The organism is Neobacillus sp. YX16 (assembly GCF_030123505.1).
GTDB lineage: Bacteria > Bacillota > Bacilli > Bacillales > Cytobacillaceae > Neobacillus.
Map to the genome: position 1 here is coordinate 3,718,432 of NZ_CP126115.1, position 24,616 is coordinate 3,743,047.

Below are 24,616 nucleotides of genomic sequence, written 5' to 3' on the forward strand. Positions count from 1 at the left end.
CTTTTTCTAATCAATCAGACTGGAGAAACACACATTTAATCATTCTTCCCCCTACCAAAAAGGGGAAAGATGATCCAGATTATTTCTTTATATAATGAAGCATTGCAAGTTGACCTAATTTTTCTACTTTCGTTAACGTGTATTTTTGTGTAATATCATCTCCGATATAAAGGGAGATTCCTTTCCCTAATATTACGGGTGCAATGGCTAGTTGGATTTCATCAATTAAATTTTCTTTGAAAAATTCACGAGCTAAATTTCCTCCACCAATCAACCATATATCTTTACCAGGTTCTTGTTTAATTTTATGAATAAAAGTTTTGACGTCTTCATTAATAAATGATACGTACTCATCTGACCCGCTAACAGATTTAGAAAACACATAATTTTTATAATCACTATAAGGATAGTCAATATCAAATCCACGAACGACATCATACGTTCCTTTTCCCATTACAACACTGTCAATTCTCTCAAGGAGTGTACTGTAGCCGGAATCTCCTTCGACTTCTGTTGATTCCAACCATTCTAATGTACCATCATCATTTGCGATATAACCATCAATTGAAGTACCAATATATAAAATAATGTCACGCTGTTTCTTCATTTGGATCTCCTCACCTTGTTTAAGATTCGCTCAAAACTTATTATTATATTAACAAATTTTATTAGACAAGTGATTTGATCATAATAAAGTCTATTTGTTCTTCATCACCCATATAAAAGGAGTGCGTACCAGCTTGAACGAATCCTATTTTCTTGTAAAAAGCAATCGCGTTTTCGTTTTTTTCCCAAACACCAAGCCAGATTTTGTTTTTTCCCTGTTCCACCGCTATTTCTATCGCCTTTTTAATGAGATATTTGCCAAGCCCTAGTTTTTGATATTTACCTCTTATATAAATCCTCTCAATTTCAAAGGAATCCTCACCCATATTTTCCGACTGAGCGTCATGGGTATTCACCTTTAAATATCCAGCCACTTCATTATTAAAATAAACAAAGAAGAATCGGGAAAAGATATTGGATAATTCTTTTTCTAATTGTTTTACGTTAAATGCTCTTTCCAAATAAGCATTCATTATTTCGGGTGAATTGTGGTCCTTAAAGGTTTCATTAAATGTTTCATAACTAATATCTTGAAGTATGCATAAGTCTTCAATGGTACATGGTTTTATAAATATATTCATTAAAATAAGTGCTCCTTTATCTAATCAATATTTTCTCTTGTTTCCCTTTTTCACAAATTCCCAGTCTTTTTCTATATTTTTTCTTACTCTTTGAAGAAGGTCGAAAATTGTTTCTACCTCTCTTTCGGAAAATCCCTCTAATGCTACGGTATTGGAATAATCATTTTCGCTTTTAATAAACGGATATACAGTTTTCCCTTTCTCTGTTGAAAAGAGTTTTTTAATTTTCTTGTTATGTTGATCATCTTTCTTTTCAATAAAGCCATTCATTTCGAGTTTTTTTATAGCACGGGCTGCTGTAGTTCGGTCTACTTTAATCATTTCAGCTACCTTTTCTTGAATGATGCCGGGGTTTTCACATATCCGCACAAGGTACAAATACTGACCCTTAGTAAGCTCATATTCCTTAAATTCTATATTACTAATAGAATCTAATGCTCTAGCAATCATTCCAATTTCGCGTAAAATTTCTTTCATATTGTCTCCTTAGATGAAGTTTTTCGTTGCAATTACAACATAATTACTATAAATTTAATTTAATCTAATATTGTTGTCAATACAATAAAAAATTTAAAGGATTGAAAAATATGAAGGCAAAAAGAGTAACGTTGGAAGAAGATTTAAGGATAGCATTTCACATAAGGAAAGAGGTATTTGTTGAGGAACAAGGCGTTCCCTTAGAGGATGAATATGACGAATTTGACAATCTGAATGGTCAATGTGCACATATCTTAGTCTATTTCGAAGAACAACCAGTCGGAACGGGAAGGGTAAGATGGGTTGATGAGTTTGGAAAATTGGAGAGAATTTGCATTCTAGGACCATACCGAAAATTCGGACTTGGAAAAGTTATTATTACCGCATTAGAGGAAATTGCACAGGATAGAGGAACAACACGTGTCAAATTACACGGTCAATCACAGGCAGAGGGCTTTTATAATAAACTAGGTTATCAGAGTTCATCAAGTGTATTTATAGAGGATGGAATTCCGCATTTGTTGATGACAAAAGATTTATAGGGTCATTAACTGCATAATGGAATTACTTTAATGACCCCGTAAGTGTTATATACTTTACTAACATTTACGGGGTGTTTTTAATAAAGTGTTTCATGGGACGATCTTGGTCGATTTAGCCCTTTCAGAGGTACGGTGAATCCACCCGCCCAACGGCCGTTTTAGTGCTAATGCCAAAAGGAAGCTAACGCCAACAAAAATTAGCAGAAAAAGGGTGTCTTTTATCACGATGGCCTTAATCATACCACCCACCGTTTCACGCAGTATGCTAACCGCATAAGTGAATGGCATGAACGGGTGCAGCATTTGAAAAAAGGCTGGCGTCAAGCTTACCGGAAAGGTTGCACCTGAACTGGAAATTTGCAATACCAGTAAGATAATGGACAGCCCCTTTCCAATATTGCCAAACACCGAACATAGCGTATAAATAATAATGGTAAATACAATGCTGATAAAAATACTAAATAATACAAACCAAAGTTTGTCCGCGACATAGGCATGGATTAAATACACATCTCCGATAGATACAATGACCGCTTGGAGAATACTAATGGTCAAAAATGTTAATAATCTTCCAAAATAAATTTGGTAGTGCTTATATTGACTTTCCACGTTTTCTACATCCACTCGTAGTGAAGACACTAGAAGTGTGCCGCCTACCCAAAGCGCGAGCATGGTATAAAAGGGGGTCATCGCTGACCCGTAATTCGGAATTGGAAAAATCCGCTCTGTATTTAACAGGATTGGTTTTGCTAAAAAACTGCTTTCCTTATTCGGATCATGCTTTAAGTATTCAATCAAATCATACATATTGATACTGCTCTTAAACTGTCTGAGTCGATCTGCTGCATTCCTTACTTTTTCTTCAAATCCCGGCAAATCATTTCTGGCAAAATCAGCTGCCTTATGGATCGCTTGTTCTGCCGCTGGAAGCTTGGTACGAATTAGATCTGCGGCTTCACGAATATCGGACTCTACTTTAGGCAGGTCGTTCCGTACAAATTCAGCTGCTTTGTGGATTTTTTGTTCAACCGTAGGCAGGACATCTTTCACAAAGTCTGCTGCTGAATTAATCCCACCCGTAACCTGATCTACCTTTTGCTGTAAATCCGTCCGGGTACTTTGGATGATTCCATGTATGTTCATTAGTTCATTGTATAGTGAAGTTAACTGCTCCGAATTGGTATCTGATTGATTTGCCTCATTGACACTATCCATTGCTTGTTTTATTTGGGTTTCTATTTCGGTTATTTGTGTCACAACGTCATTGATGATGGCATTTGTTCTAGAAATATCACTGAGCCTTTCCTGCATAATTAACACTTGTTCACCCGCATCCTTGACAAGCGGCAGGCTTGCCTCCACTTTTAGGATACTCGCTCCCACCTGTTCAAGTTCAGGAATCCTTTGTTCCATGGCAATAATTTGTTGGCCTTTCTCATGAATTTCAGGTAGTTTCCCTTCCAATTCAATCGCTTTCCTCCCCATTTCCTCAATTTGCGGGAGTGCCTTTTCAAGTTCAAAGATTTGGTTTTCAACAGAAAGAATGGACGGCAAATCCTTTTCAAGTTCCACTCCTGCTTTATAAAATGCCGAGAAAATTGCATCTCCTACTGTTTTGATAAAAGCTTCACTAATTTGGGCTGTTACTCCTGTGGCACCAGTGGCAGCAATTTTAGGTGCTACGGCATTAATTTTTTCATTTACACCAAAAACGATTTGCGGCTTTTCTGGATTTGCTTCTAAAATACTTGTAATTTTCTTAGAAAATTCTTTTGGAATCATAAGATAGGCATAATAATCTCCATGTTTTACGCCGCGTTTAGCTTCTTTCTCGTCGACAAACACCCAGCCAAGCTTTTTATTCTTTTTTAGAGCTTTTATCGTTTCTTCTCCAACATTGATCTTTTGGTTGGTTAGGCTAACTACAGCGCCTTCATCTTCATTTGCCACGGCAACGATGATGCCTGAAGTATTCCCATACGGATCCCACATCGACTTGATGTTAAACCATGCATATGCTGAAGGAAGCAGCATAAGTCCAACCACCAATAATACCACTGTCGGAACACTGAAGATATTTTTCCAATCAGTAGTATAGATACTCCATATTTTCCTCATTTATCAAAACACACCCATTCCACAACATACTATTTCTATTGTTGTAAATAATGGTGTTTTTATCCCAAAATCAAAACCGTACCGTTCAAGTCAAAACTCCAATCAACTCCTCATCCTATTGAAAAACAAAAAAACACTCACAGCTATTGATAAGTCAATAATTGTGAGTGCCTTTTTCTATTATACTGTGGTGGGGTCGAACAAGACTTTAGCAATGCCCCTTGAACGAATCAAACTCTTTTCTTTAAGCGACCTACAAGAGGTATTACGATTATACCTGCTATTGCGACCTGCATGATGTTTCCAGGGATGGAACCGAATGGCTGTATCCAGTTACCATAAAGGAGCACTTCTGCAAAATAATAGCCAACCACTTTAATGATGAGTGCAGTAGCAACGGCCAGAGTGTTAACATAAATCTTTTTCCCCGGTACTTTTTCGGAAATTAGTCCGCCTACGAAGCCCATTGCACCTACAATAATAAATGTAAATGGTGCCCAAAGTGCCCAGCCAGAGAGAAGATCGAATAAGCCCATTCCGAAGGCACCTGCTACTGCCCCTGTTTTTTTACCGTAAACAAAGGCTGCTATAAAAAGAGGTACGTTGCCGAGATGGATTAGACCTCCGTTACCCATGATTGGGAGCTTTATGTTGATGAACATCGTAGCTACAAGGGTTAATGCGATAAAAAGAGAATTGATGACGATGGCTTTTGTTTTCGTTGATTCTGTTGGTGCAAATAGTGAATTCATATGGACAACCTTTACTGTTTTTTAAAAATAATATCATACAATCCTAAACTTTTAAATAGAGAAATGTACTAATTTTATCCATAGTCCCAAACAACTTCATGGCGCATTATGGATACTGAATAAATACAAAAATCTCCTATCATCAAGCTTTTAATTTATCTTATTTTCTATCGATGCTTATATTTTACACTTTGCTAAATGCTAAGACTTGAATTTTTGTAAATAATAGTTACAACCTGAATTATAGTGCACCTTACTTGCATGAAAAACTAGCTAACGTTATTATATAAGATTGGTAATACCGTTTTCAATATCATGTTTTTCTTTTAAACTCCTAGGAGGAAACGAAATGAATGTCATTGAGGTTCAAAATTTACGGAAAGAATTTAATTCCTATACAAGTCGACCAGGTTTGGCTGGAGCTTTTCGGGATTTATTTACGAGAAATTATAAAATCCATGCGGCCGTTGATAATATTTCCTTAATCGTTAAACAAGGGGAAATGGTTGGCTATATTGGAGAGAACGGTGCTGGTAAATCAACGACGATTAAGATGTTAACCGGCATATTGACCCCCACATCTGGTTCCATTATCGTAAATGGGATGAATCCCCATAAGCAGCGGGAAGAATTCGTGCGTACCATTGGCGTGGTATTCGGTCAGCGGTCACAGCTATGGTGGGATATCGCAGTTCAAGAATCTTTCCGGTTATTGAAAAAAGTATACCGTGTTTCGGATGAGGACTATAACCATCATATGGGCCATGTGATTGAAACCCTAGAAATCGGTCCTTTACTAGATAAACCGGTACGAAAGCTGTCTCTTGGACAAAGGATGCGCTGTGAATTAGCAGCCGCTCTCGTACACAATCCTCCTCTCCTCTTTTTGGACGAACCAACGATTGGGCTAGATGTGTTGGTGAAGTTAAAAATACGTAAGTTTCTACAAGAAATTAACGAGCAATATAAAACCACCATACTCTTGACCACACATGACTTAACGGATATTGAAGCCCTTTGTGAACGAGTGGTGTTATTAGATGAAGGAAAAATCATCTATGACGGTAAGCTGAATCAGCTTCAAGCACATGCAGTAGAGGGAAAACAAATTGAATTTGAATTTTTGTCAGAGGTCCCTCGTAGCAGCCTTCCTCGTGTCGAAAATATTCAATGGGAACAAAAAGATGCGACCACGTGGCTTGGGTATATCAATGGGGATGAACAAATGGTCTCTCAATTAATTAGTGATGTCGTGCAAAGGAATCCGATTAAAAATGTCCGAATCAATGAAGTTTCTACGGAAGAGATTGTCCGGAAGATCTATGAAGAAGGAATGGCCCTCACATGAGTATGTATTTAGAAATGATCCGGGTTCGGTTTTTAATGATGCTCGCCTACCGGACAAACTATTATAGTGGGATTTTAATCTATAGTATCAATATTGGAGCCTACTATTTTTTATGGTCTGCGATTTATGGTGGGAAAGAAGAGATTCAAGGATTGTCCGTCGCTCAAATGACCACCTATGTGGCAGTCGCCTGGATGGCACGAGCGTTTTATTATAACAATATTGATCGTGAAATTGCTGCGGAAATCAAAGACGGCAAAGTCGCCATTGAAATGATTCGCCCGTATAATTATTTAGGGATGAAAACCATGCAGGCACTTGGGGAAGGAGTCTTTCGCTTATTGTTTTTCTCAGTCCCAGGTATGATTATCGTAGCATTAATTTTTCCAGTCCGCTTCGATGCTAGCTTGACAACGTGGCTATTTTTCTTTATCTCACTTGTTTTTAGTTTTATTGTTAATACGTATATAAACTTATTAACCGGTATGATGACGTTCTTTTTATTTAATAACACAGGGTTGATTCGAGCAAAACGTGTCGTGATCGATTTGTTCTCAGGTTTACTCCTCCCTATTTCTTTTTATCCAGCATGGGCTCAGGAATTAATGTCCTATTTGCCCTTTCAAGCAATCAGCTATGTTCCAAGTATGATTTTTACAGAAGGCTTTGTTGGTCAGGAGATTTATAACGCTTTGCTTACACAAGTATTCTGGGTTGTCATTTTACTTATTCCGATCCGGCTTTTATGGTCATTAGCAAAAAAACATTTAATTGTACAAGGAGGCTGAGCCAATGTTTTATCTATCATTGTTCTTTCAATATGCCTCTCAATATTTAAAAACCAGGTTCACTTATCGTATTGATACGATTATTGAAATCCTTTCTGACCTATTATCTCAAGGTGTCAATTTGATTTTCATCTTAATCGTATTTCGTCATACAGCCTTCTTAGGCGGTTGGAACCGAGATGAAATCATTTTTATTTATGGATTTTTCCTAGTTCCTTATGCGATATTTTCGTCCTTTTTTAACATATGGGACTTTAATGAACGCTATATTGTCAAAGGAGAAATGGACCGTATTTTGACACGCCCCGTTCACAGCCTTTTCCAAATTATCTTGGAACGAATCGAACTGGAATCTTTATTCGGTGCCATTACAGGCTTATTGGTTATGGGTTATGCCATTAATAACCTAGACTTAACCTTTGCATGGTATGATGTTTTGCTCTTTATTGTCATGGTAATTGGCGGAGCATTTATTTATGCAGGGATCTTTATTTCGATTGCAACGATTGGATTTTGGTCTGACAGCCGTACCGATATAATGCCAATGATGTATAACATCAGCAATTACGGACGCTACCCTATTAACATTTACAACAAGGTGATTCAATTTGTGTTAACATGGATTTTACCTTTCGCCTTTGTCGGTGTGTATCCAGCTTCCTACTTTCTAAATCGTGAAGAATGGTATGGCTACGCCTTTTTTACACCCGTTATGGGAATCCTTTTCCTCGGAATTGCGATTCTTCTGTGGAATGCGGGAGTGAAGAAATATCGTGGGGCTGGGAATTAACATTTGAATTGAAAAGAAATAATATAGATTCAAAAGACTATCAGATGCCCTAAGAAACCCCACAAACAGGCTTTCAAAGGGCTATCTTTTTTTCTACTTCCGCATAAAATTCTTATATTCTATTCTGTATTTCTCATTATCCCTTGTATGCATTCTGTAATTCCACAAGATCAAATTTTTTCATTTTAAGAAATGCTTTCGTTAGGCGCTCAAGTTGCTCAGGTGTGCCCTTAATCATCATCTCGTCCATCTCACTTGGCACAATCTGCCATGATATGCCATACTGATCTTTCAACCAGCCGCATTGCTCGGCTTCAGGAACTGCAGAGAGCTTATCCCAATAGTAATCAATCTCTTCTTGTGTGTCACAATACACCATAAATGAGATAGCCTCGTTAAAATTGAATTTATGCTTGTGCGCGCTATCCATTGCTGAGAACCACTGATTTTCTAAGCTAAAATCCGCGAACATGATGGTTCCTTCTTTATCAGGTTCCATACCATTAGTGTAGCGGGCGGTATGACCCTGCTTTCCGTTCTTAAAAATTGATAAATAAAAATTAATCGCCTCTTCTGCATTGCCGCATTGATCTCCGACAAACAAAAGTGACGGCACAATTTCAGGCCGCTCTTCACCTGCTGGATTAGTAAGCATTAACTGCCAGGACAATCCATATTTATCCTGAATCCAGCCGTACTTCTCGCTAAACGGATACTTATCAAGTGGCATTAACGCAGTACCACCTTCGGACAATTTGTTCCAAACCTCATTTATTTTTTCAACTGCGTCCTTTTCTCGTGAAGGGTCAAAATTAACGATAAAGGACACCGATGGATTGATCTTGAAATAAGGCCCTGCGCTGATTGCCATGAACTTTTGCCCCCAAATCTCAAAAGAGACGATATCGGAGTCGCCTGATGGTGTGTCATGGATCGTTCTTACATCCGTAATTTTCGAGTCCGGGAATATGGAAGCGTAAAACTCAGCTGCTTCTTTTGCCTCCTTGTCATACCATAAATGCGGAACAATTTTTTGATTTGTTTTTGACATATGTATTCCTCCTTTATTTCTCTATTATTGAAGTATACTGCCCATTCCGAGAAAAAGAAAATGCATTACGCTTATTAAATAAGCACAAAAAAAGCCAATTTTAATGTTGGCTAGTTTTCTTACGAAAATGGCACTCACAAATCTGGTTATTGCCTTTCAATTTGAATGGTTTCTCTTCAGTCTCTATACCCTGCTCCCACCACAAACCAAACGCAGTATTTGGTCATGCAGCATTTCCTCAAAGGAAGCTATTCTTATTATCTTGATCTAATTTTTTCATCTCCAGCTCTAACTTTTTTTCCTCTAACTCTATTTCTTTCATCTTTAGTTCATTATCTATTTTCTTAACATACCCGTAATACAGTAGAGAACAGCCTATAATGATGGTTAAGTAGAAATAAAATCCCAAACTATAAACCCCCAGTTTATTTTATTTTCTTCTAATCAGTGTTACGAATCAAAATCTTTTTAGTTTCATTTCTTTAACATAAAAGTAGCTTTCAAATATTTCTGCCCAAGATATTTAAAGTGAGGATACACGATATAATTCGCTCGTGTTTATTGATGAATTCTAGAGATAATAAAAGACACATTAAATAGCTCTGGATAAAGAATCCAAAAAGGATGATCAAAAAGCTAGGCTTTTTGATCATCCTCGGATTTACCATTTAAATTTATCATATACGCAACTTACATAGTGCTGGTGTCAATCACGAATCGATACTTCACATCTGAAGCTAATACTCGTTGGTAAGCTTCGTCAATTTGGTCAGCTGAAATGACTTCAATCTTAGTAGCAATGTTGTGTTCTGCACAGAAGTTCAACATCTCCTGAGTTTCACGGATGCCTCCAATCATTGAACCTGCAAATGAACGGCGATGACCGATAAGTGAGAATACGTTAACTGACAACGGCTCGGCTGGTGCACCGACGTTGACCATTGTACCATCCAGCGCCAGCAGCGAAAGGTAGGCACTAATATCGATCTTAGCGCTTACTGTATTTATGATAAGGTCGAACGAACCCGCGAGTTTCTTAAACGTCTTTGGATCGCTTGTTGCATAGTAATTGTCTGCTCCTAATTGCAAACCATCTTCCTTTTTCTTCAATGTTTGTGACAGAACAGTAACCTCGGCACCCATGGCATGTGCAATTTGGACAGCCATATGACCAAGTCCACCCATACCAACAACCGCGACTTTCTTACCTGGACCCGCACCCCAATGATTTAATGGTGAATAGGTCGTAATTCCTGCGCAAAGTAATGGTGCTGCGGCGTCAAGCTCAATGCTATCAGGAATTCTGACTACAAAGTCCTCAGTAACGACTATGTGTGTTGAATATCCACCTTGAGTTGACTCGCCGTACTTGTCAACACCAGCGTAGGTAGGAACATTTCCGTTAAGACAATATTGTTCCTCTCCTTTATGGCAATTCTCACATTCGCCACAGGAGTCAACCATACATCCAACCCCTACCCGGTCACCGACTTTGTACTTTGTGACCTCTGCTCCTACTTCAGTCACAATTCCAGCAATCTCATGACCAGGCACGAGTGGATAGTTCACTGGCCCCCACTCGCCATGAGCAGTATGGATATCAGAATGGCAGATGCCTGCATATTTAATTTCAATTAGAACATCATGTAAATCAAGATCGCGTCGTTTAATTTCAGCAGCTCGAAAGTGTTTGTCTGGACCGTCCACAGCTCTTGCTTTAGCAGTTATCATGAATAAAACCTCCAAGTAATTTATATTTTTTTTAGAGGATGCGTTTGTTCGGGGTTCAATCCCCTCTATTCATTGCTACCCTACTTTTTTCTCTTGCAAACCAATATTAATCCTTCGAGTTAACTCTAGGTCAATACCTAAGTTCAAAAAGTTTTATATTTTTATCCTTCATTCCCTTTTTGTTAATCAACCATTTGACATATTACATACTACATGATAAATTCCCATCATCCATATAGTTAACTCGAAGTCTATATCAAAAAGAATAGGAGTGAAATGATGAAGACATACAGTATCAGTGAAGTCGCAAAAGAATTGAATCTTACCGTATATACCTTGCGTTACTACGATAAGGAAGGACTTATGCCTTTTGTAGAACGGACACCCAACGGAACACGGCAGTTTAAAGAATCCGATATCGAAGCTTTAAAAATAATTGAATGTCTGAAATCCACCGCGATGCCCATTAAGGAAATTAAAAATTTCATTGATTGGTGTTCTGATGGGGATTCCACGTTGCAACAAAGGTATGACATGTTTATCGATCGAAAAGCTATTGTAGAAGCACAGATATAAGAACTGAAAAAACAAATGGAAGTCATCGAGCATAAATGCAGCTATTACAAGACTGCATTAGATGCCGGAACGGAAGAAATTCATAAAAACGATAAAATAGAGATTTCCACTACCTAAAAAAATTAAACCGATTAGTAAAACCTTAAAAAAGGTTATACTCATCGGCTTTTTATTACATTTTATCAAGTACTAAACTACTATTTTTTTGTAGGCAATTGAAATTTCCTTTAGATAATAGTTTCATTGATTTTTTATATGTTACACTATAGAAAAAGGATTAATATGGAAATAATCCAGAAATGGGGATTCAATCAATGGAAGAAGTTATCCTTACCATTAAGGATTTAAAGAAAAATTATGGCCAAAAGAGTGTCTTAAATGGTGTGTCTCTTCAAGTAAAACGAGGAGAAGTCATTGGTTATATTGGCCCCAACGGAGCAGGAAAGAGCACCACCGTTAAAATCATGCTTGGCATTGAAGATGACTATTCTGGTGAGATTAAAATCTTCGGTCATGATATTTCAGATGGGAATATTGATTATAAAAGAAACATCGGTTATGTGCCGGAAATCGCAGAAGTATACGACAATTTAACCGGCCATGAATATTTAACCTTTGTTGGCGAATTATATGGCCTTGAATTTGAGCTTGCTGACTATAAGGCAAAATGCTTAATGGACCTATTTGGGGTCGGGGAAGTCTATCATTCTCGAATTGCTTCGTACTCTAAAGGCATGCGTCAAAAGCTGTTAATTATCTCGAGCTTATTACATAATCCAGAGCTTTTGTTTTTTGATGAGCCCATTAATGGTCTGGATGCAAACAGTGTGATGATTTTCAAAGAAATCATGACTCAACTTGCTAAACAGAGAAAAACCATTTTCTACTCTTCCCACATTATGGATGTGGTCGAAAAAATAAGCAGCCGCATTATCCTTCTTCATGACGGAAAAATTGCTGCAGACGGTACCTTTGAAGAGTTAAAACACCAAAATGCCGAAGGCTCACTTGAACAGATTTTCAACCAGCTGACAGGGTTTAGTCAGCATAAAGAACTTGGTGCAAGATTTGTATCGATTGTAGAGGAGATGTGAGAATGCAGGACTATCGCACTCTGAAGCTATTGGATGTGTTCGAGAAGGTATTCTGCCGCTTTGGAATAGATTACAAGATTATGAGAAGAATTTTACAAGTAAAGCTAACGATGGATGGACGCCGTGTGCCCACCATTTTTTCACAAAATGCGAAAAAGAAAGAAAAGGATACGAACAATCAATATATTAAATCCTTATGGATCTACGTGTTATTCGGTCTGTTCATGATTCCATTTATCCTTATGGGTGAAAATTACCTGTTTCAAATGAGTCTCTTTTATGGGATTTTTACCTTTTTTATCATGACATCTATGATTTCTGATTTTTCATCTGTATTACTAGACATCCGAGATCGAAACATTCTGTTTCCAAAGCCGGTTGATAAACGAACCATTAGCATGACGAAAATAATACATATACTTATTTATTTGTCTTTCTTAACCATTGCACTGGCCGGCATCCCTATGATTGTTGGACTTATCAAACATGGGTTCTTGTTTTTCCTAACCACAGTACTTTCTATAATCCTAATAGACCTGTTTATTGTGGTATTAACTGCGCTTATCTATTTGTTTATTTTACGCTTCTTTGATGGGGAAAAATTAAAAGATATCATTAACTATGTACAAATCGTATTATCACTAGGAATCATGGTGGGGTATCAACTACTTGTGCGATCCTTTGAGTTTATTGACTTGAGCATTTCACTCGAACCGCAATGGTGGCAGGTATTCATCTTTCCGATGTGGTATGGCGCAATGATGGAAGTAATTATGAATGGTAACGCGCATTTGTTTCACCTTTTATTCACCTTGCTAGGGATTCTGATGCCTCTTTTATCCATATGGATTTATATTAAGCTCAATCCCGCTTTCGAGCAAAACCTTCAAAAGCTTTCTTACCACGGAAAGGCAAAAGAAAAGCGACGTGGAAAGTTGGGCCGTTTGCTTCTGCGAATCATTTGTCGCTCAGATGAGGAAAGAGCCTTCTTCCGTTTTGCCAGTACCATGATGAAAAATGAACGAGATTTTAAATTAAAGGTCTACCCATCTTTAGGATTTTCCGCCGTGATTCCGCTTATTTTTATCATGAATGGCTTTAATACTGATTTTAATCAGCTATCCACAAGCAAATCGTTTTTAACGGTATACTTTAGCTTAATCATCATCCCAACAATCTTGGTACTATTGAAATTCTCTGGAAAATATAAAGGTGCGTGGATTTATAGAGCTGCACCAATAAAACAGCTAAAACCGATGTTTAGCGGTACGATAAAGGCGTTTGTTTTCAATCTGTATTTGCCAGTTTACATGTTTCTTAGTATCATATTTCTTGCACTATTTGGGTTGAGAATTCTGCCGGACCTTGTAGTCGTATTTATAAACGCCTGTACCTTTGCTGTCATTTGTTTTATGATTATAAAAAAAGCAATTCCCTTTTCAGAGTCTTTCGATGAGTACAATCAAAACAGCAACATTGCTATCTTTATTGGATTAATGCTGTTTGTTGCCTTATTTGCCGGGCTGCATTATGCCACCACATTGTTCTCATATGGAATCTACTTTTATTTAGTGGTTGCCATTCTCTATCTGGGAACACTATGGAAACTAGCTTTTACTATTACGTGGGATAAGATTCATGGATAATTGATTAGAAAAAGTGCTATTTAGTTATATATAAGTGTTATTTAATTTACTTTACGACTATTCTTCATTCCAGGATAAGAAAAATACGGTTGCCTAACTCATAGTAGGCAACCGTTCAAATTAATATTAAATCATTTACTTTGATTTTCTCCAATACCAAACAGTGCTACCAAGAAGAAAGATTGCCATTACGACTGCAAGTATAATTAGGCTAATTTCCGAAATATTCTCCATAGAATCCAGCCAGCCGATTTTCTTCATACTGAATAGACTCACATTAAAGGCAACACCGATTGTAATAACTGACCATATAGATGAAGATTTTACATAAATAAAGCCATATACGAAACCTAAAGCAACCCCTAAAAGCTGCATCCATATTCCGCCTGGCGCCTGTATCACTGCTATAATGAGGGCGATACCTAAAATTGGCCAAAAAACCGGAACATTTTTTCTTGCTTCATTAAACATGATGCCAATAAATACAATCAATTCAAGGGCCGTGGTTATCACTGAGGAAACAATTAAAGTGGTAAAGGAAACCGAGTGATAATAGCTTTCGGTAAAGTCATTTAGAGAAGGTATGTTATGAAGGAGTAACAATTTCATTACTGCAGCATTTAGAAGAGTAAATGCCAAGCCGATGATGATCATGTATATCCAACTGCCCAAACTAATCTTCGAGAACCCTAGAATCCCCCAAAAACTTTCAGAGGTTTGTTTCAGTACCCTGTATTTGATCTTATACACAATGGCCGAAAGTCCAATGGTTGCTACCAACACAAAAAACAGCTGGACTGCGATGTTCTCGCCTGTTCCGAATTGTCCCCAACCTAAGATCGGGTTCACAATAATATTGTAGATGAGGATGACCACAATCATCACTGCTAAATAAAGCAAGTAATTTCCTATCATTGATAAATAATTTTTCAAAGAATCTCCCCCTTAAGTAGAAAACCTTATCTATCTGTTTTATGATTATTCCTCTCTAGAAAACCGTATTCCTTCTATATGATATTCCCAGGTCAAAACAAGCAGTGACTAATTATGATCCTAACTATTGAATATGTATTGTGTGTGGATTTTATTTGCACCAATCCCCTGAAAAAAAAGACACATTAAATCGCTCTGGATATAAAATCCAAAGAATTTAATGTGTTGCTATTGTGACAGCCATTTAATGCAGCATACTTCCCATAACGAACGGTTCCTAGTTCAATTCATTACTTAGAGAGTAGTTTTTGCAATTCTGTTGTTAAACGCTTTTCCGCTTCCTCATCAATCTGGAAACCATCTGTTGCTAAACGTTCAATTTGTTTATCGATAATATAAACCGTATTTAGAATTTCGGTTGCGCCTAATACGGATAGAACTGGTTTTAATGCGTATTCGATCGCTAATAGATGAAAAGCCGAACCACCCACTGCCAAAGGTACTACGATCTTCCCCTCCAATGCTTTTTGAGGCAGTAAGTCCAAATAGGTTTTTAGAATACCCGTATAAGATGCTTTATAAATAGGAGTTAAAATGACCACTATTTGTGATTCTTCTACTTGTTGATTTACTTGCTTAATCGCCTCACTTTTAAAATTTGCAGTGATCAAGTCCTCCGCAGGAAGTTCATGTACGTAAATGGATTGAAAAGCGATTGCTTCATTCTCAAAAAATACTTCCACCCTTTGTTGTATGGCTGTTAATCGTGAATTCCTAGTATTGCCTCCATTTATGATTACGGCTTTATTCATTTACATTCTCTCCTTTTATAGCCCTACTGGATGTGACGAATGAATGGCTGGGTTTGCGGGCTTTGAAAGCCCTAGGTTTCCTCGCAGCGTATCGCTCTCATACTCCGTTCGGAATAAGCCTCGGCGCTGTAATTCTGGAATCACGAGTTCAACAATATCATTAAAACCATCAGGGAAAGTAGGAGGCATAATGTTAAAACCATCTGCTCCTTCGTTTAAAAACCACTCTTCTAATTGATCTACAATCTGTATAGGTGTTCCAACGATTTCTCGGTGACCACGAGCCCCCGCAATACGTTCATAAATCTCTCGTAATGTCTGTAAGTTTTCCCGTTTAGCAATTTCACGAATGATGTTAGAACGGATGAGCGGATTGGTTTTATCCTCAATTCCATTAAACTCTGGCAATGGACCATCCACATCATACCCAGTCAAATCAATATTTGTGAAATTTGATAGATAAGCTAAACCTACTTCAGGAGAAATATAGCTATTTAACAATCGCTGCTTATCACGAGCCTCTTCCTCCGTTTTTGCCACTGTAATGAACACACCAGGCATTATTTTTAAGTCTTCCGGCTTGCGGCCATATTTAGATAGACGACCTTTAACATCACGATAAAAAGCTTGTGCCTCTTCTAGTGTTTGCCATGCGGTAAAAATAACTTCGGCCGTTTTCGCTGCAAGTTCCTTTCCAGCTTCAGATGAACCAGCTTGCACGATTACCGGATGTCCTTGCGGGGTCGATGGAGCATCAAGCGTTCCTTTCACCTTAAACCATTTTCCCTCATGATCGACATGATGTACCTTCTTCAAATCTAATAACTTTCCTTTTTCCTTATCTATCACAAGCCCATCCTCTTCAATTGAAAAAAATAGCTTTTTAACAACATCCACAAATTCCTCAGCACGTTCATATCGGGAAGCATGATGTAAATGTTTTTCTTTGCCAAATAGAAGTGATTCACCAGCATTTGCCGATGTCACTACGTTCCAAGCTGCCCGGCCCTTCGAAAGATGATCAATGGCAGCAAATTTACGCGCCACATGGAACGGTTCGTTGTAGGTTGTTGTCAATGTAGCCGTTAAACCAATTTTTTTCGTAACGGCCGCCAGTGCGGAAATAATGACTATTGGGTCCAGCTTCAACATGGCTGAATGCCCGCCTTCAGAAAGCTGTTGACCAAATACATCCGCAAAAAATATCATATCGAATTTAGCACGCTCAGCACTTTGTGCTAATTCCGTTAAAAATTCCAAATCTAAGACACGATTTGCCCCTGAAGTAGGATATCGCCAGCTCGCTACATGATGCCCAGGCAAATGGAAAAATGCTCCTAATTTCATTTGTTTCTTCTTCATAACTACAACCACTCCTATTTATCTTATTTGTTTAGTCGGATTTAATCACAATAAATTATTTTGCAAATGGATTAAATTCATTTGTATATAAATCCTCTGCCTTCACTTGGCCTTCTTTTAATTCACCATTTTTCACAAGCCATTTTATCCAAACTTCAAATTCCGATGATGTTATGACACCACCTTTTTCTGCAATTCCTGAACTCTTCCAATACTTCAAATTATCTGTTGTTTCCTTGCGCCCACGTTTATTGATAATATCCTCAAAGCGAGAAATCACTTCTTCCCTAGGTACTGTTTGTGCCCAATCTATTGCCTTTGCCACTCCTTCAACCACTTGCTTAACGGTATTCGGATTGTCCTTGATATACTGTTCTGAAAAAAACAAATCACCTGCCGTAAACTCTGATCCGTACACTTCAATATCTCTAAATAATTCTACTATTCCACCTCTTTCTATAGCCCGGTCTCTTGCAATACTTGAAGGTCCGCCAAGCACAACCGCATCTAGCTGATGATTTCGCAGCGCCTGTTCTCCATTTGACATCGGTATTGTTACTAAGGTCACTTGTTCAATTTCCTTTTCCGTTAAACCGCCATTACGCAAATAGTCTTTAACGGCAAATTCAGCATGAGCACCTAAAATATTGACACCAATTTTTTTACCAATTAAATCTTTAGCAGATTTTATTTGACTATCCTCCAGCACATAGGCCCCCATGTACGTATTTTCATCACTGCCATAATAACCAACGACTGATTTTAATTTTACGTTTTCTGCATACGATTTAATAATCGCTCCATTAAATGCTGCACCAAAATCAATTTGCTTGGTCGCTGTTAATTGGATACTTTCTGGCCCGCCTGTACTATCACCGATATACTCCAGCTTCAAGTCTCCTAAATAGCCTAAATCCTCTGCCAGTTCAGGGTAGCTGACAACACCCGGCGAACCTTGATATTGTAGAACCTTATCTTCTTCTCCTTTAGCAGCTGATTTATTACTTGAACAACCTGATAAAATTATGCTTAAAACAACCACTATAAAAATAGGCATGACTAATTTTTTCATCATCGTTTCTCCTTATCTATCAATCTTACTTTTTTCATCCATTTACTTGTTGCTTCCATTTTGAAAATTTGCGTTCGAGCAAACTTAATCCTTGATTGATCAATAACCCTAGCAAAGCAATCGTTAAAATTCCTGCATACATTTCGGGGATTTGAAAGTTGTATTGTGAATACGTAATTAAATATCCTAAACCTTCTTTTGCCCCTACCATTTCTGCTGCAATTAACACTAAAATTGCCGCTGTACCTGCCATACGAATCCCAGTAAAAATCATTGGCACGGATGCTGGTAAAATCACTTTGAGAAAAAGCTTAACCGAAGAAATATTCATAGAACGTGCTGATTTAATCAATAAGGGATCTACACTTCCTACTGCTGCAATGGTGTTCAAAAGAATTGGCCAAGTGCAGGCAAATATTACGATGGCAATTTTTGACGTTTCACCAATTCCCATCAGCAGCATAAATACCGGCAGCAAGGCTAGTGCTGCTGTATTTCGAAACAACTCTAACACTGGATTTAATAATTCTCTTGCTAGCGGATACCAGCCAATCACTAATCCTAACGGGATGGTAATGATTACTGCTAGTGCAAAGCCAGTAAATGACCGCGTAATACTCGCAGCAAAATGTGCGAAAAGCTCACCTGTAATGATTAAGTTCCACCAAGAAATTAATACACTAGAAAAAGTCGGAAAGAATGCTTGGTCCACTAAGCCAATTCTAGGTGCTATTTCCCAAACTAAAAATAAGGCAATTAAAACAATGGACTGTTTGAAAATCTTTCCCAAGCTTGATAATACAAAGAGTTTTGGTTTACTTGGCTGCATGGTGGTTGGAATCAATTTTATCGTTTCGATTTGAAAGAACCCCTCTCTATTGGTTTAAATGTTCATACCTTGGTATTCGGCTTCATGCAATGAACTCCAAACTTGATGACGTAATTTCCCAAAATCAGGATGGGAGCGGATATCAGCATCTTCTAATCTTGATTTTAGCGGGATATCTACAATCTCCTTTACCGTACCAGGACCTGGTGTTAACACGACTACTCGCTCTCCCAAATAAACGGCCTCATCGATCCCGTGGGTGATAAAGATTATCGTTTTTTTTGTTTTCTCCCAAATGCGTAGAAGCTCACTTTGGAGGGATTCCCTTGTTTGTGCATCCAGTGCAGCAAAAGGCTCATCCATTAACAAGACATCTGGGTTAAATGCTAGACTTCTAGCAATCGCTACACGTTGTTTCATTCCTCCTGAGAGTTCATGCGGATAACGGTCTCCAAAATTACTCAGACCCACTAAAGAAAGGAAATGGTTTGCTTGCTCCTTCCATTCATGTTTCGGTATACCCTTTGCTTCTAGACCAAATTCAATATTGCCGCGGGCCGTCTTCCATGGAAACAAAGCATACTGCTGAAAGACAATACCACGGTCGAGCCCTGGACCTGTTATTCTTTTCCCATCTATTAAGATGCGCCCGCTTGATGGTGTTGTCAGCCCGCCTAGTAAGTCAAGTAACGTTGATTTTCCACAACCGCTTGGTCCTACTAATGTGATAAACTCTCCTTCTTTTACGGTAAACTCTATCTCCTTTACCGCTGTAAAGTCTCTTGTGGCGCCCTTTTGTCCCGAATCTCGAACAGTAAAGGTTTTTGTTACCTGCTCAAACCTGATTTTTTCTTTCGCTGCTGTCATTTACTTCACTCCATTTCATCATTTTTAAGCCTAATAATGTTATTCACACCCCCATTAATGGCATTGCTATATCCTTTTTAATAAAAAAAGGCTCAAAGGCCAACGACTAAACGTTGGTCCTCTGAGCCTCTGGTTTACCAGTCGGACAGAAGTCACTGATTCATTTTGCATCACGATTATCTTGCTTTTTTTCCTTGCTTTTTTACCTTAATTTGATACCCTTATTATTCCGATTAAGTTTATTGGATTACTTTTTTTAATATCATAGTATGCTTTCATAAAAAAATCAACAACATTTTGAAAACTTTTACAATAGATATCAGAATTGGGTATTATGAATTACTGTTTCCTCTATTGCCATAGACTAAAGGTAACTGTATTGAGCTCTTGTTCCCGTTAGTGTTGTTACACTACAAGCTATGCTAGCACCTTACATATTTGCGTTTGAAACCAAGCTTTCCTCTATCTAATTCCTTTTGAATATTTTCTGACGCAAGCAGGATGGTGCTATTTTTCTTGCCCCGCTTCATTTCTACAGGACCTACTGCCTTAGCCGTTTCAACGGCTTTATCATGGAGTGGCAAATATGAAATTCCCACTGTGTACATAAAATTATTCATAGCGGACTTCGTTCGATCAGGAGAATCGTGAATCGTTTTTTCCACCTGCTCAAGCATACCGGCAAGCTTTGCGGAACAGCGGATTTGGATTTACAAAAATGGACAATTGGCTGTCACAACCCATGTATTCACAGGGAAACGCAGCACAGGAGAAGATACACATCCGGGTGTTTGGTATATCCTTTATAAAAAGTCACCTTCCGTTCTCAGAGGCACTGCAGTTGGTAAAGGAAGTTATGCCGTTCCGGTAAATTACTGGGCTCCCTTTACGAATGAAGGCCAAGGGTTCCACGATGCCAGCTGGCGGACAAATTGGGCAAGTGATGCCTATAATACGGCAGGTTCTGCTGGCTGTGTCAACGTCCCTCCAAATGTGATGGCATCCATTTATAATAATCTCAGCCAATACGATCCAGTTGTAATTTATTAAAATCCAACATAAATAGAAGCAGCAAATCGATGGATTTCTGCTTCTTTCTTTTTTTATTTTTTTCTTCCTAAAACCTCGTTCTACCGAAAATTTCTATCTGCCACCTGAATGTATTGCCCCATTCAATTACAACGATCCTTCTTCAAGTATACTGTCATTAATTTTAGCCCCATCCCGCAAATTAATAAAACAGTCCCAAAGGTAGTAATGAAGAATATTGGGGATATTATTTTTACAAGGGAAAGCCCCACCATAATCATCCCAACAAGGAGATAGTGATTAATTGCGTGTAAACGATATGCATTCTGCTCTATATGCCACGCGTGATGGTAACCTTGTAAGAATCCTAAAATAACCTGAAATAAGAGAGCAATGTAAGGAAGAACTTCAAATGAACTATTTATATAGCCTACTAGTATATAAACACTACCCATCCCAATGTAAATATAAGGAATATACATATTGGCATGCTTTTTACCAGCTCGGAATAGACGATATCCAAAGGCAGCACTAAAAGAAAAAGCAGCAAAAAACCAAGTAAATAAGGTAAATGTCAGTGAGGCTTCTTTTAACCAAAGGATATAGTATGGAAAAATGACAACCTGGCCAACTGATACTACCAAAGGGACATAGCGTTCACTCAAACTCTTCATCCGAGGCTCCTTCTTAAAAATAATGGTCATAAAAGATATTTTGAAAAACATCGTTTGGATCTCTTTTTAATTTTTCTTCTTGAAACTTCTCCCACTTTGGATAAGCAATTCTAAATTGGTCTTTTGTTTGATAAGGATAATATGGGAGGTAATATCCCCCTCCGTGCTTGAGTGTCAAATCCGTCCATCCCTGAATAATGGCTTTCGCATTATTAATCTCTTTTTCTTTTAAGCCATGTTGGATTAAAATGACGAGTCCAAACATATCTTCTTTGGCATAATTCAAACTTGTGTAGTTGTCCTTTGCAGCATAACGAACAGTAATGTTTTGAATCTTAAAATCATCATTTTTATCAATAGCTGGGAGAAATCTTTTTAAATCACTCATATATTCTTCAAACTGCTCCACTGGAATGAAGAACTCTTGCAGTACTTCTACCCGACCAGGTGTTGTAAATTCCATAAAAGCAGAATTCCCGCGCATGGCGTTATTTCGAGTAATTTCGTCTCCGTCGAGTGACTTAATCAGCAGCTTTTGATTTTCCCAGAAAAGATCTTCTACCCCCCCGCCTTGCCGGCAAAGATCCAGTGCCAGCTTACCAATTCGGGCACCGCGCTCTTTTTTAAGCGGCGTTTGATCATCCGTTTTTCCAGTATAGATGTAATCGATTACATACATTTCGTTCAAAAAAGAATTCGGAGCAACACTTACTCTTGCATAATGCATAGATGTATCATCATTTCTTAACAGTTTTGCAAAATAGGCTTCATACTCATGTGTTTTATGTTCTTCTGTATGGATTGTGTAAACGTCATTTTCCGTTAATTCTAAAGTGACATCTAAAATGACACCGAATAAGCCATAGCCGCCAAATACATACTTCATCCATTCCTCAGAGTCATTCTGAGTTATTGTTTTAATCTCTCCTGTGGGAGTCAAGATGGTCATTTCCCTGACTGTTCCAGCCATTGGGCCAGACCGTATATCCCGCCCATGAGCATTAACGGAAAGTGATCCTCCTATGGTGAAAATCGATTGTGATTGTGTGACTTTTAAAGCTAGCCCATAAGGTTGAATCGCTTCCTGAACATCTTCCCACGTAGCTCCACTTTCTACTTTTATCGTTTTATGCTGTTTATCTATTTCGAGGACTTTATTGAACGTCTTCATATCCAATACTACACTATCCTTGTAATATGTATGTCCTCCTTGCGAATGCTGCAGTCCAGCTATGGAAATATGCTGGCCCTTTTCATTCGCTTCCTTCACAATTTTTTGTAATTCGGTCCGATTACCTACTTTTACTATTCTTTCGATCCGTTCAGGAAGCAGACCTGTATAATCTGTTGTCAAATTTCTCTGAGAGAGTCCATATTTTCTTTTTTCGATAGGGATACTTAAGGACACGAAGACAACAAAAATACATACTACAATTCCAAGAAACCATGGATTTTTATGTATTACCTGTTTATTGTTCTTTATTAGTGATGGCTTCAACAAATCAACCCCAATAGTGTAATATTACACTAAATATAACAGGATATTTCCATTCTATGCAATACAAATTTTTTTAAAAAAATAGCCATGTTTCTCCCCTCCTTTATAGTAACCGTAGGCAATTTAGGTTCGTAAGAGAATTAAAAAAAGCCCTCAATTCACCAAGAGGACTGAGGACTTCTAAGAAACTGATCTTTATGCCTTTAATACACCAAATTGTGACGGCTTGTTAATTAAGGAGCAACGAATATCCTCCCCCTCTTACACCGCTTGAGTATCACTAAAATAAAGCCTTAGTTAAGTTGTAGTTAATTTAGCATAGACGATAAAAAACAAGGTTATTTCCCCTATGACTATAATATTTGGTACTGAAAAAATCAGATTAATAATAAAAAAGAATGCTAAGATCCCTAAAAATAATCCTAAATGATATATTTTCAATCTGTGGTGCTGATGTCTATATTGATGGAAAACAAAAGTAGTGGAGAAGAAATAGAGTAATACAGAGCCATAAACGAAATATTGGATAAATAAATAGTGGACCTCATGTAATAACAATAGTCTAATGGATGCTGCGATCATGCTCAACGACATTAAAATAAACAAATGACCGTATATAATGGTCTGGCCTGCAGTTTGGATCGACTTGTCTACTTTCTTTTCTACATTATCAAAATACTGCCACCACATCGCTATGATTAGGATAAAGGAAATAACCGCAAATCCGATTGAATTCCAATCTCCTTGTGTAGGTTGAATGACCGCAAGGGTGCTAATAAGAGACTCACCAAATAGAATAATAGTGAATAGACCAAATCGCTCCAGTAAATGTGCCGTATTGGTGGACACTTTTACTAAATACCTTCTGCCAAACACCGGGACCATAATATCAATAAAAATACCAAAATATAATAAAACATATCGGACCCAAGAATCAAAAAACAGTGAACATAATGAAATAATGATTCCTATCCAAAAATACCTTCCCAAATATTGTGCTGCCTCTTTACGAAAACCCGTTTCTAAGCGCCGGACAACAAGATATTGGATTGCCGTTATGGCTCTCAATCCAATATAACCAATTAAAAAAGAAAGATAATATGTATCAAAATCAACCGATAAGCTTGATGTCATGACTAGGACAAAGAACATTTGTAGGATCAAAAATAGCCGTTGATGAAACAAATCTTGTCCAAACCGGTTCACAAACATGGTTTGCCCTACCCAAGCCCACCAGATTGGAATAAAAATCAACCCAAACTTTATTAAATACTCTGCATGTATATATCCGTCTTCAACATGAAGCAAAACATGGGTAGCAACAGAAACAGACGCCACAAATAATAAATCATAAAAAAGCTCTAACCATGTAACTTTCTTTTCCTGCACTTTTGTATTCCTCCTTGTTCATTACTTGTTTCACTTAGTACTTTAGTTGAT

General features: G+C 37.8%; 23 protein-coding genes and 3 pseudogenes. 8 read left to right on the forward strand and 18 right to left on the reverse strand.

From position 1 onward, the window contains the following. Positions 1 to 79 precede the first annotated feature (79 nt). The 3 genes from QNH48_RS18095 to QNH48_RS18105 all read right to left on the reverse strand — a co-directional run bounded on the left by QNH48_RS18095 (position 80) and on the right by QNH48_RS18105 (position 1,664). Positions 80 to 607, reverse strand: coding sequence for a dihydrofolate reductase family protein (locus QNH48_RS18095; RefSeq protein WP_283951433.1), 528 nt, complete (start codon positions 605 to 607; stop codon positions 80 to 82). A gap of 61 nt (positions 608 to 668) precedes the next feature. Further along, positions 669 to 1,187: a spermidine/spermine N(1)-acetyltransferase gene (paiA, locus tag QNH48_RS18100; RefSeq protein WP_283951434.1), complete on the reverse strand. Its 519-nt coding sequence runs from the start codon at positions 1,185 to 1,187 to the stop codon at positions 669 to 671. Positions 1,188 to 1,211: 24 nt separating this feature from the next. Next, a complete protein-coding gene (locus tag QNH48_RS18105) occupies positions 1,212 to 1,664 on the reverse strand; it encodes a MarR family winged helix-turn-helix transcriptional regulator (RefSeq protein ID WP_283951435.1) in 453 nt (150 codons plus the stop codon). Between the two features lie 110 nt (positions 1,665 to 1,774). On the opposite strand from QNH48_RS18105, the gene QNH48_RS18110 reads away from it, so the two are divergent. Beyond that, positions 1,775 to 2,206 carry a GNAT family N-acetyltransferase gene (locus tag QNH48_RS18110; RefSeq protein ID WP_283951436.1) on the forward strand — a complete coding sequence of 144 codons (432 nt, stop codon included), beginning with the start codon at positions 1,775 to 1,777 and terminating at the stop codon, positions 2,204 to 2,206. Positions 2,207 to 2,296: 90 nt separating this feature from the next. Here the strand turns inward: QNH48_RS18110 and QNH48_RS18115 are convergent, their stop codons facing one another. Both QNH48_RS18115 and QNH48_RS18120 read right to left on the reverse strand, forming a co-directional pair. Continuing rightward, positions 2,297 to 4,324 (reverse strand): YhgE/Pip domain-containing protein, encoded by a 2,028-nt coding sequence (locus QNH48_RS18115; RefSeq protein ID WP_283951437.1) that lies wholly within the window; start codon positions 4,322 to 4,324, stop codon positions 2,297 to 2,299. Between the two features lie 230 nt (positions 4,325 to 4,554). Then, complete coding sequence (locus tag QNH48_RS18120) at positions 4,555 to 5,076, reverse strand: ECF transporter S component (protein WP_095251558.1); 522 nt, start codon at positions 5,074 to 5,076, stop codon at positions 4,555 to 4,557. Positions 5,077 to 5,425: 349 nt separating this feature from the next. Here QNH48_RS18120 and QNH48_RS18125 point away from each other — a divergent pair, with 349 nt between their 5' ends. Genes QNH48_RS18125 through QNH48_RS18135 form a run of 3 tightly spaced genes read left to right on the forward strand, consistent with a single transcriptional unit; the run spans position 5,426 to position 8,002 of the window. Next, positions 5,426 to 6,424, forward strand: coding sequence for an ABC transporter ATP-binding protein (locus QNH48_RS18125; protein WP_283951438.1), 999 nt, complete (start codon positions 5,426 to 5,428; stop codon positions 6,422 to 6,424). After that, positions 6,421 to 7,212 carry an ABC transporter permease gene (locus QNH48_RS18130; RefSeq protein ID WP_133367765.1) on the forward strand — a complete coding sequence of 264 codons (792 nt, stop codon included), beginning with the start codon at positions 6,421 to 6,423 and terminating at the stop codon, positions 7,210 to 7,212. The genes QNH48_RS18125 and QNH48_RS18130 overlap by 4 nt, the downstream gene beginning before the upstream one ends. Positions 7,213 to 7,216: 4 nt before the next feature. Beyond that, entirely contained in the window at positions 7,217 to 8,002 is a 786-nt protein-coding gene (locus tag QNH48_RS18135; protein WP_283951439.1) for an ABC transporter permease, read from the forward strand. 136 nt (positions 8,003 to 8,138) lie between these two features. Here the strand turns inward: QNH48_RS18135 and QNH48_RS18140 are convergent, their stop codons facing one another. The 3 genes from QNH48_RS18140 to QNH48_RS18150 form a co-directional block, all read right to left on the reverse strand. Continuing rightward, entirely contained in the window at positions 8,139 to 9,053 is a 915-nt protein-coding gene (locus QNH48_RS18140) for a VOC family protein (RefSeq protein WP_283951440.1), read from the reverse strand. A 238-nt stretch (positions 9,054 to 9,291) separates the two neighbouring features. Further along, entirely contained in the window at positions 9,292 to 9,462 is a 171-nt protein-coding gene (locus QNH48_RS18145) for a hypothetical protein (protein WP_165979002.1), read from the reverse strand. Between the two features lie 281 nt (positions 9,463 to 9,743). Next, positions 9,744 to 10,784, reverse strand: a complete 1,041-nt coding sequence (locus QNH48_RS18150; RefSeq protein WP_283951441.1) for an NAD(P)-dependent alcohol dehydrogenase — start codon at positions 10,782 to 10,784, stop codon at positions 9,744 to 9,746. Between the two features lie 279 nt (positions 10,785 to 11,063). On the opposite strand from QNH48_RS18150, the pseudogene QNH48_RS18155 reads away from it, so the two are divergent. The 3 genes and pseudogenes from QNH48_RS18155 to QNH48_RS18165 all read left to right on the forward strand — a co-directional run bounded on the left by QNH48_RS18155 (position 11,064) and on the right by QNH48_RS18165 (position 14,100). Further along, positions 11,064 to 11,477: pseudogene (locus QNH48_RS18155) on the forward strand (MerR family transcriptional regulator). A 197-nt stretch (positions 11,478 to 11,674) separates the two neighbouring features. Continuing rightward, complete coding sequence (locus QNH48_RS18160; RefSeq protein WP_283951442.1) at positions 11,675 to 12,454, forward strand: ABC transporter ATP-binding protein; 780 nt, start codon at positions 11,675 to 11,677, stop codon at positions 12,452 to 12,454. 2 nt (positions 12,455 to 12,456) lie between these two features. Further along, positions 12,457 to 14,100, forward strand: a complete 1,644-nt coding sequence (locus tag QNH48_RS18165) for a hypothetical protein (RefSeq protein WP_283951443.1) — start codon at positions 12,457 to 12,459, stop codon at positions 14,098 to 14,100. A gap of 135 nt (positions 14,101 to 14,235) precedes the next feature. Here the strand turns inward: QNH48_RS18165 and QNH48_RS18170 are convergent, their stop codons facing one another. From QNH48_RS18170 to QNH48_RS18200, 7 genes and pseudogenes are all read right to left on the reverse strand, one after another. Then, on the reverse strand, positions 14,236 to 15,033 hold the full coding sequence (locus QNH48_RS18170) for a CPBP family glutamic-type intramembrane protease (RefSeq protein ID WP_283951444.1): 798 nt from the start codon (positions 15,031 to 15,033) through the stop codon (positions 14,236 to 14,238). 290 nt (positions 15,034 to 15,323) lie between these two features. Beyond that, the gene (gene ssuE / locus QNH48_RS18175) at positions 15,324 to 15,845 is read right to left on the reverse strand and encodes an NADPH-dependent FMN reductase (RefSeq protein WP_283951445.1); all 522 of its coding nucleotides are present in this window, start codon (positions 15,843 to 15,845) and stop codon (positions 15,324 to 15,326) included. A gap of 15 nt (positions 15,846 to 15,860) precedes the next feature. Further along, the gene (locus QNH48_RS18180) at positions 15,861 to 17,207 is read right to left on the reverse strand and encodes an LLM class flavin-dependent oxidoreductase (protein ID WP_283951446.1); all 1,347 of its coding nucleotides are present in this window, start codon (positions 17,205 to 17,207) and stop codon (positions 15,861 to 15,863) included. Between the two features lie 55 nt (positions 17,208 to 17,262). Further along, positions 17,263 to 18,279, reverse strand: a complete 1,017-nt coding sequence (locus tag QNH48_RS18185) for an ABC transporter substrate-binding protein (RefSeq protein ID WP_283955811.1) — start codon at positions 18,277 to 18,279, stop codon at positions 17,263 to 17,265. Between the two features lie 34 nt (positions 18,280 to 18,313). Next, a complete protein-coding gene (locus QNH48_RS18190) occupies positions 18,314 to 19,108 on the reverse strand; it encodes an ABC transporter permease (RefSeq protein ID WP_283955812.1) in 795 nt (264 codons plus the stop codon). A 54-nt stretch (positions 19,109 to 19,162) separates the two neighbouring features. Beyond that, on the reverse strand, positions 19,163 to 19,975 hold the full coding sequence (locus tag QNH48_RS18195) for an ABC transporter ATP-binding protein (protein WP_283951447.1): 813 nt from the start codon (positions 19,973 to 19,975) through the stop codon (positions 19,163 to 19,165). A gap of 422 nt (positions 19,976 to 20,397) precedes the next feature. Continuing rightward, positions 20,398 to 20,667, reverse strand: a pseudogene (locus tag QNH48_RS18200) (DNA alkylation repair protein); the annotation flags it as partial. Between QNH48_RS18200 and QNH48_RS18205 the strand changes: the two are divergent. Continuing rightward, positions 20,660 to 21,025: pseudogene (locus QNH48_RS18205) on the forward strand (L,D-transpeptidase); the annotation flags it as partial. The pseudogenes QNH48_RS18200 and QNH48_RS18205 sit on opposite strands and share 8 nt — an antisense overlap. 122 nt (positions 21,026 to 21,147) lie before the next feature. On the opposite strand, the gene QNH48_RS18210 reads toward QNH48_RS18205, so the two are convergent. The 3 genes from QNH48_RS18210 to QNH48_RS18220 form a co-directional block, all read right to left on the reverse strand. Next, positions 21,148 to 21,678: a hypothetical protein gene (locus QNH48_RS18210; RefSeq protein WP_283951448.1), complete on the reverse strand. Its 531-nt coding sequence runs from the start codon at positions 21,676 to 21,678 to the stop codon at positions 21,148 to 21,150. A gap of 13 nt (positions 21,679 to 21,691) precedes the next feature. Further along, entirely contained in the window at positions 21,692 to 23,176 is a 1,485-nt protein-coding gene (locus QNH48_RS18215) for an FAD-binding oxidoreductase (protein ID WP_283951449.1), read from the reverse strand. 297 nt (positions 23,177 to 23,473) lie between these two features. Continuing rightward, on the reverse strand, positions 23,474 to 24,565 hold the full coding sequence (locus QNH48_RS18220) for a low temperature requirement protein A (protein WP_283951450.1): 1,092 nt from the start codon (positions 24,563 to 24,565) through the stop codon (positions 23,474 to 23,476). Positions 24,566 to 24,616 lie beyond the last annotated feature (51 nt).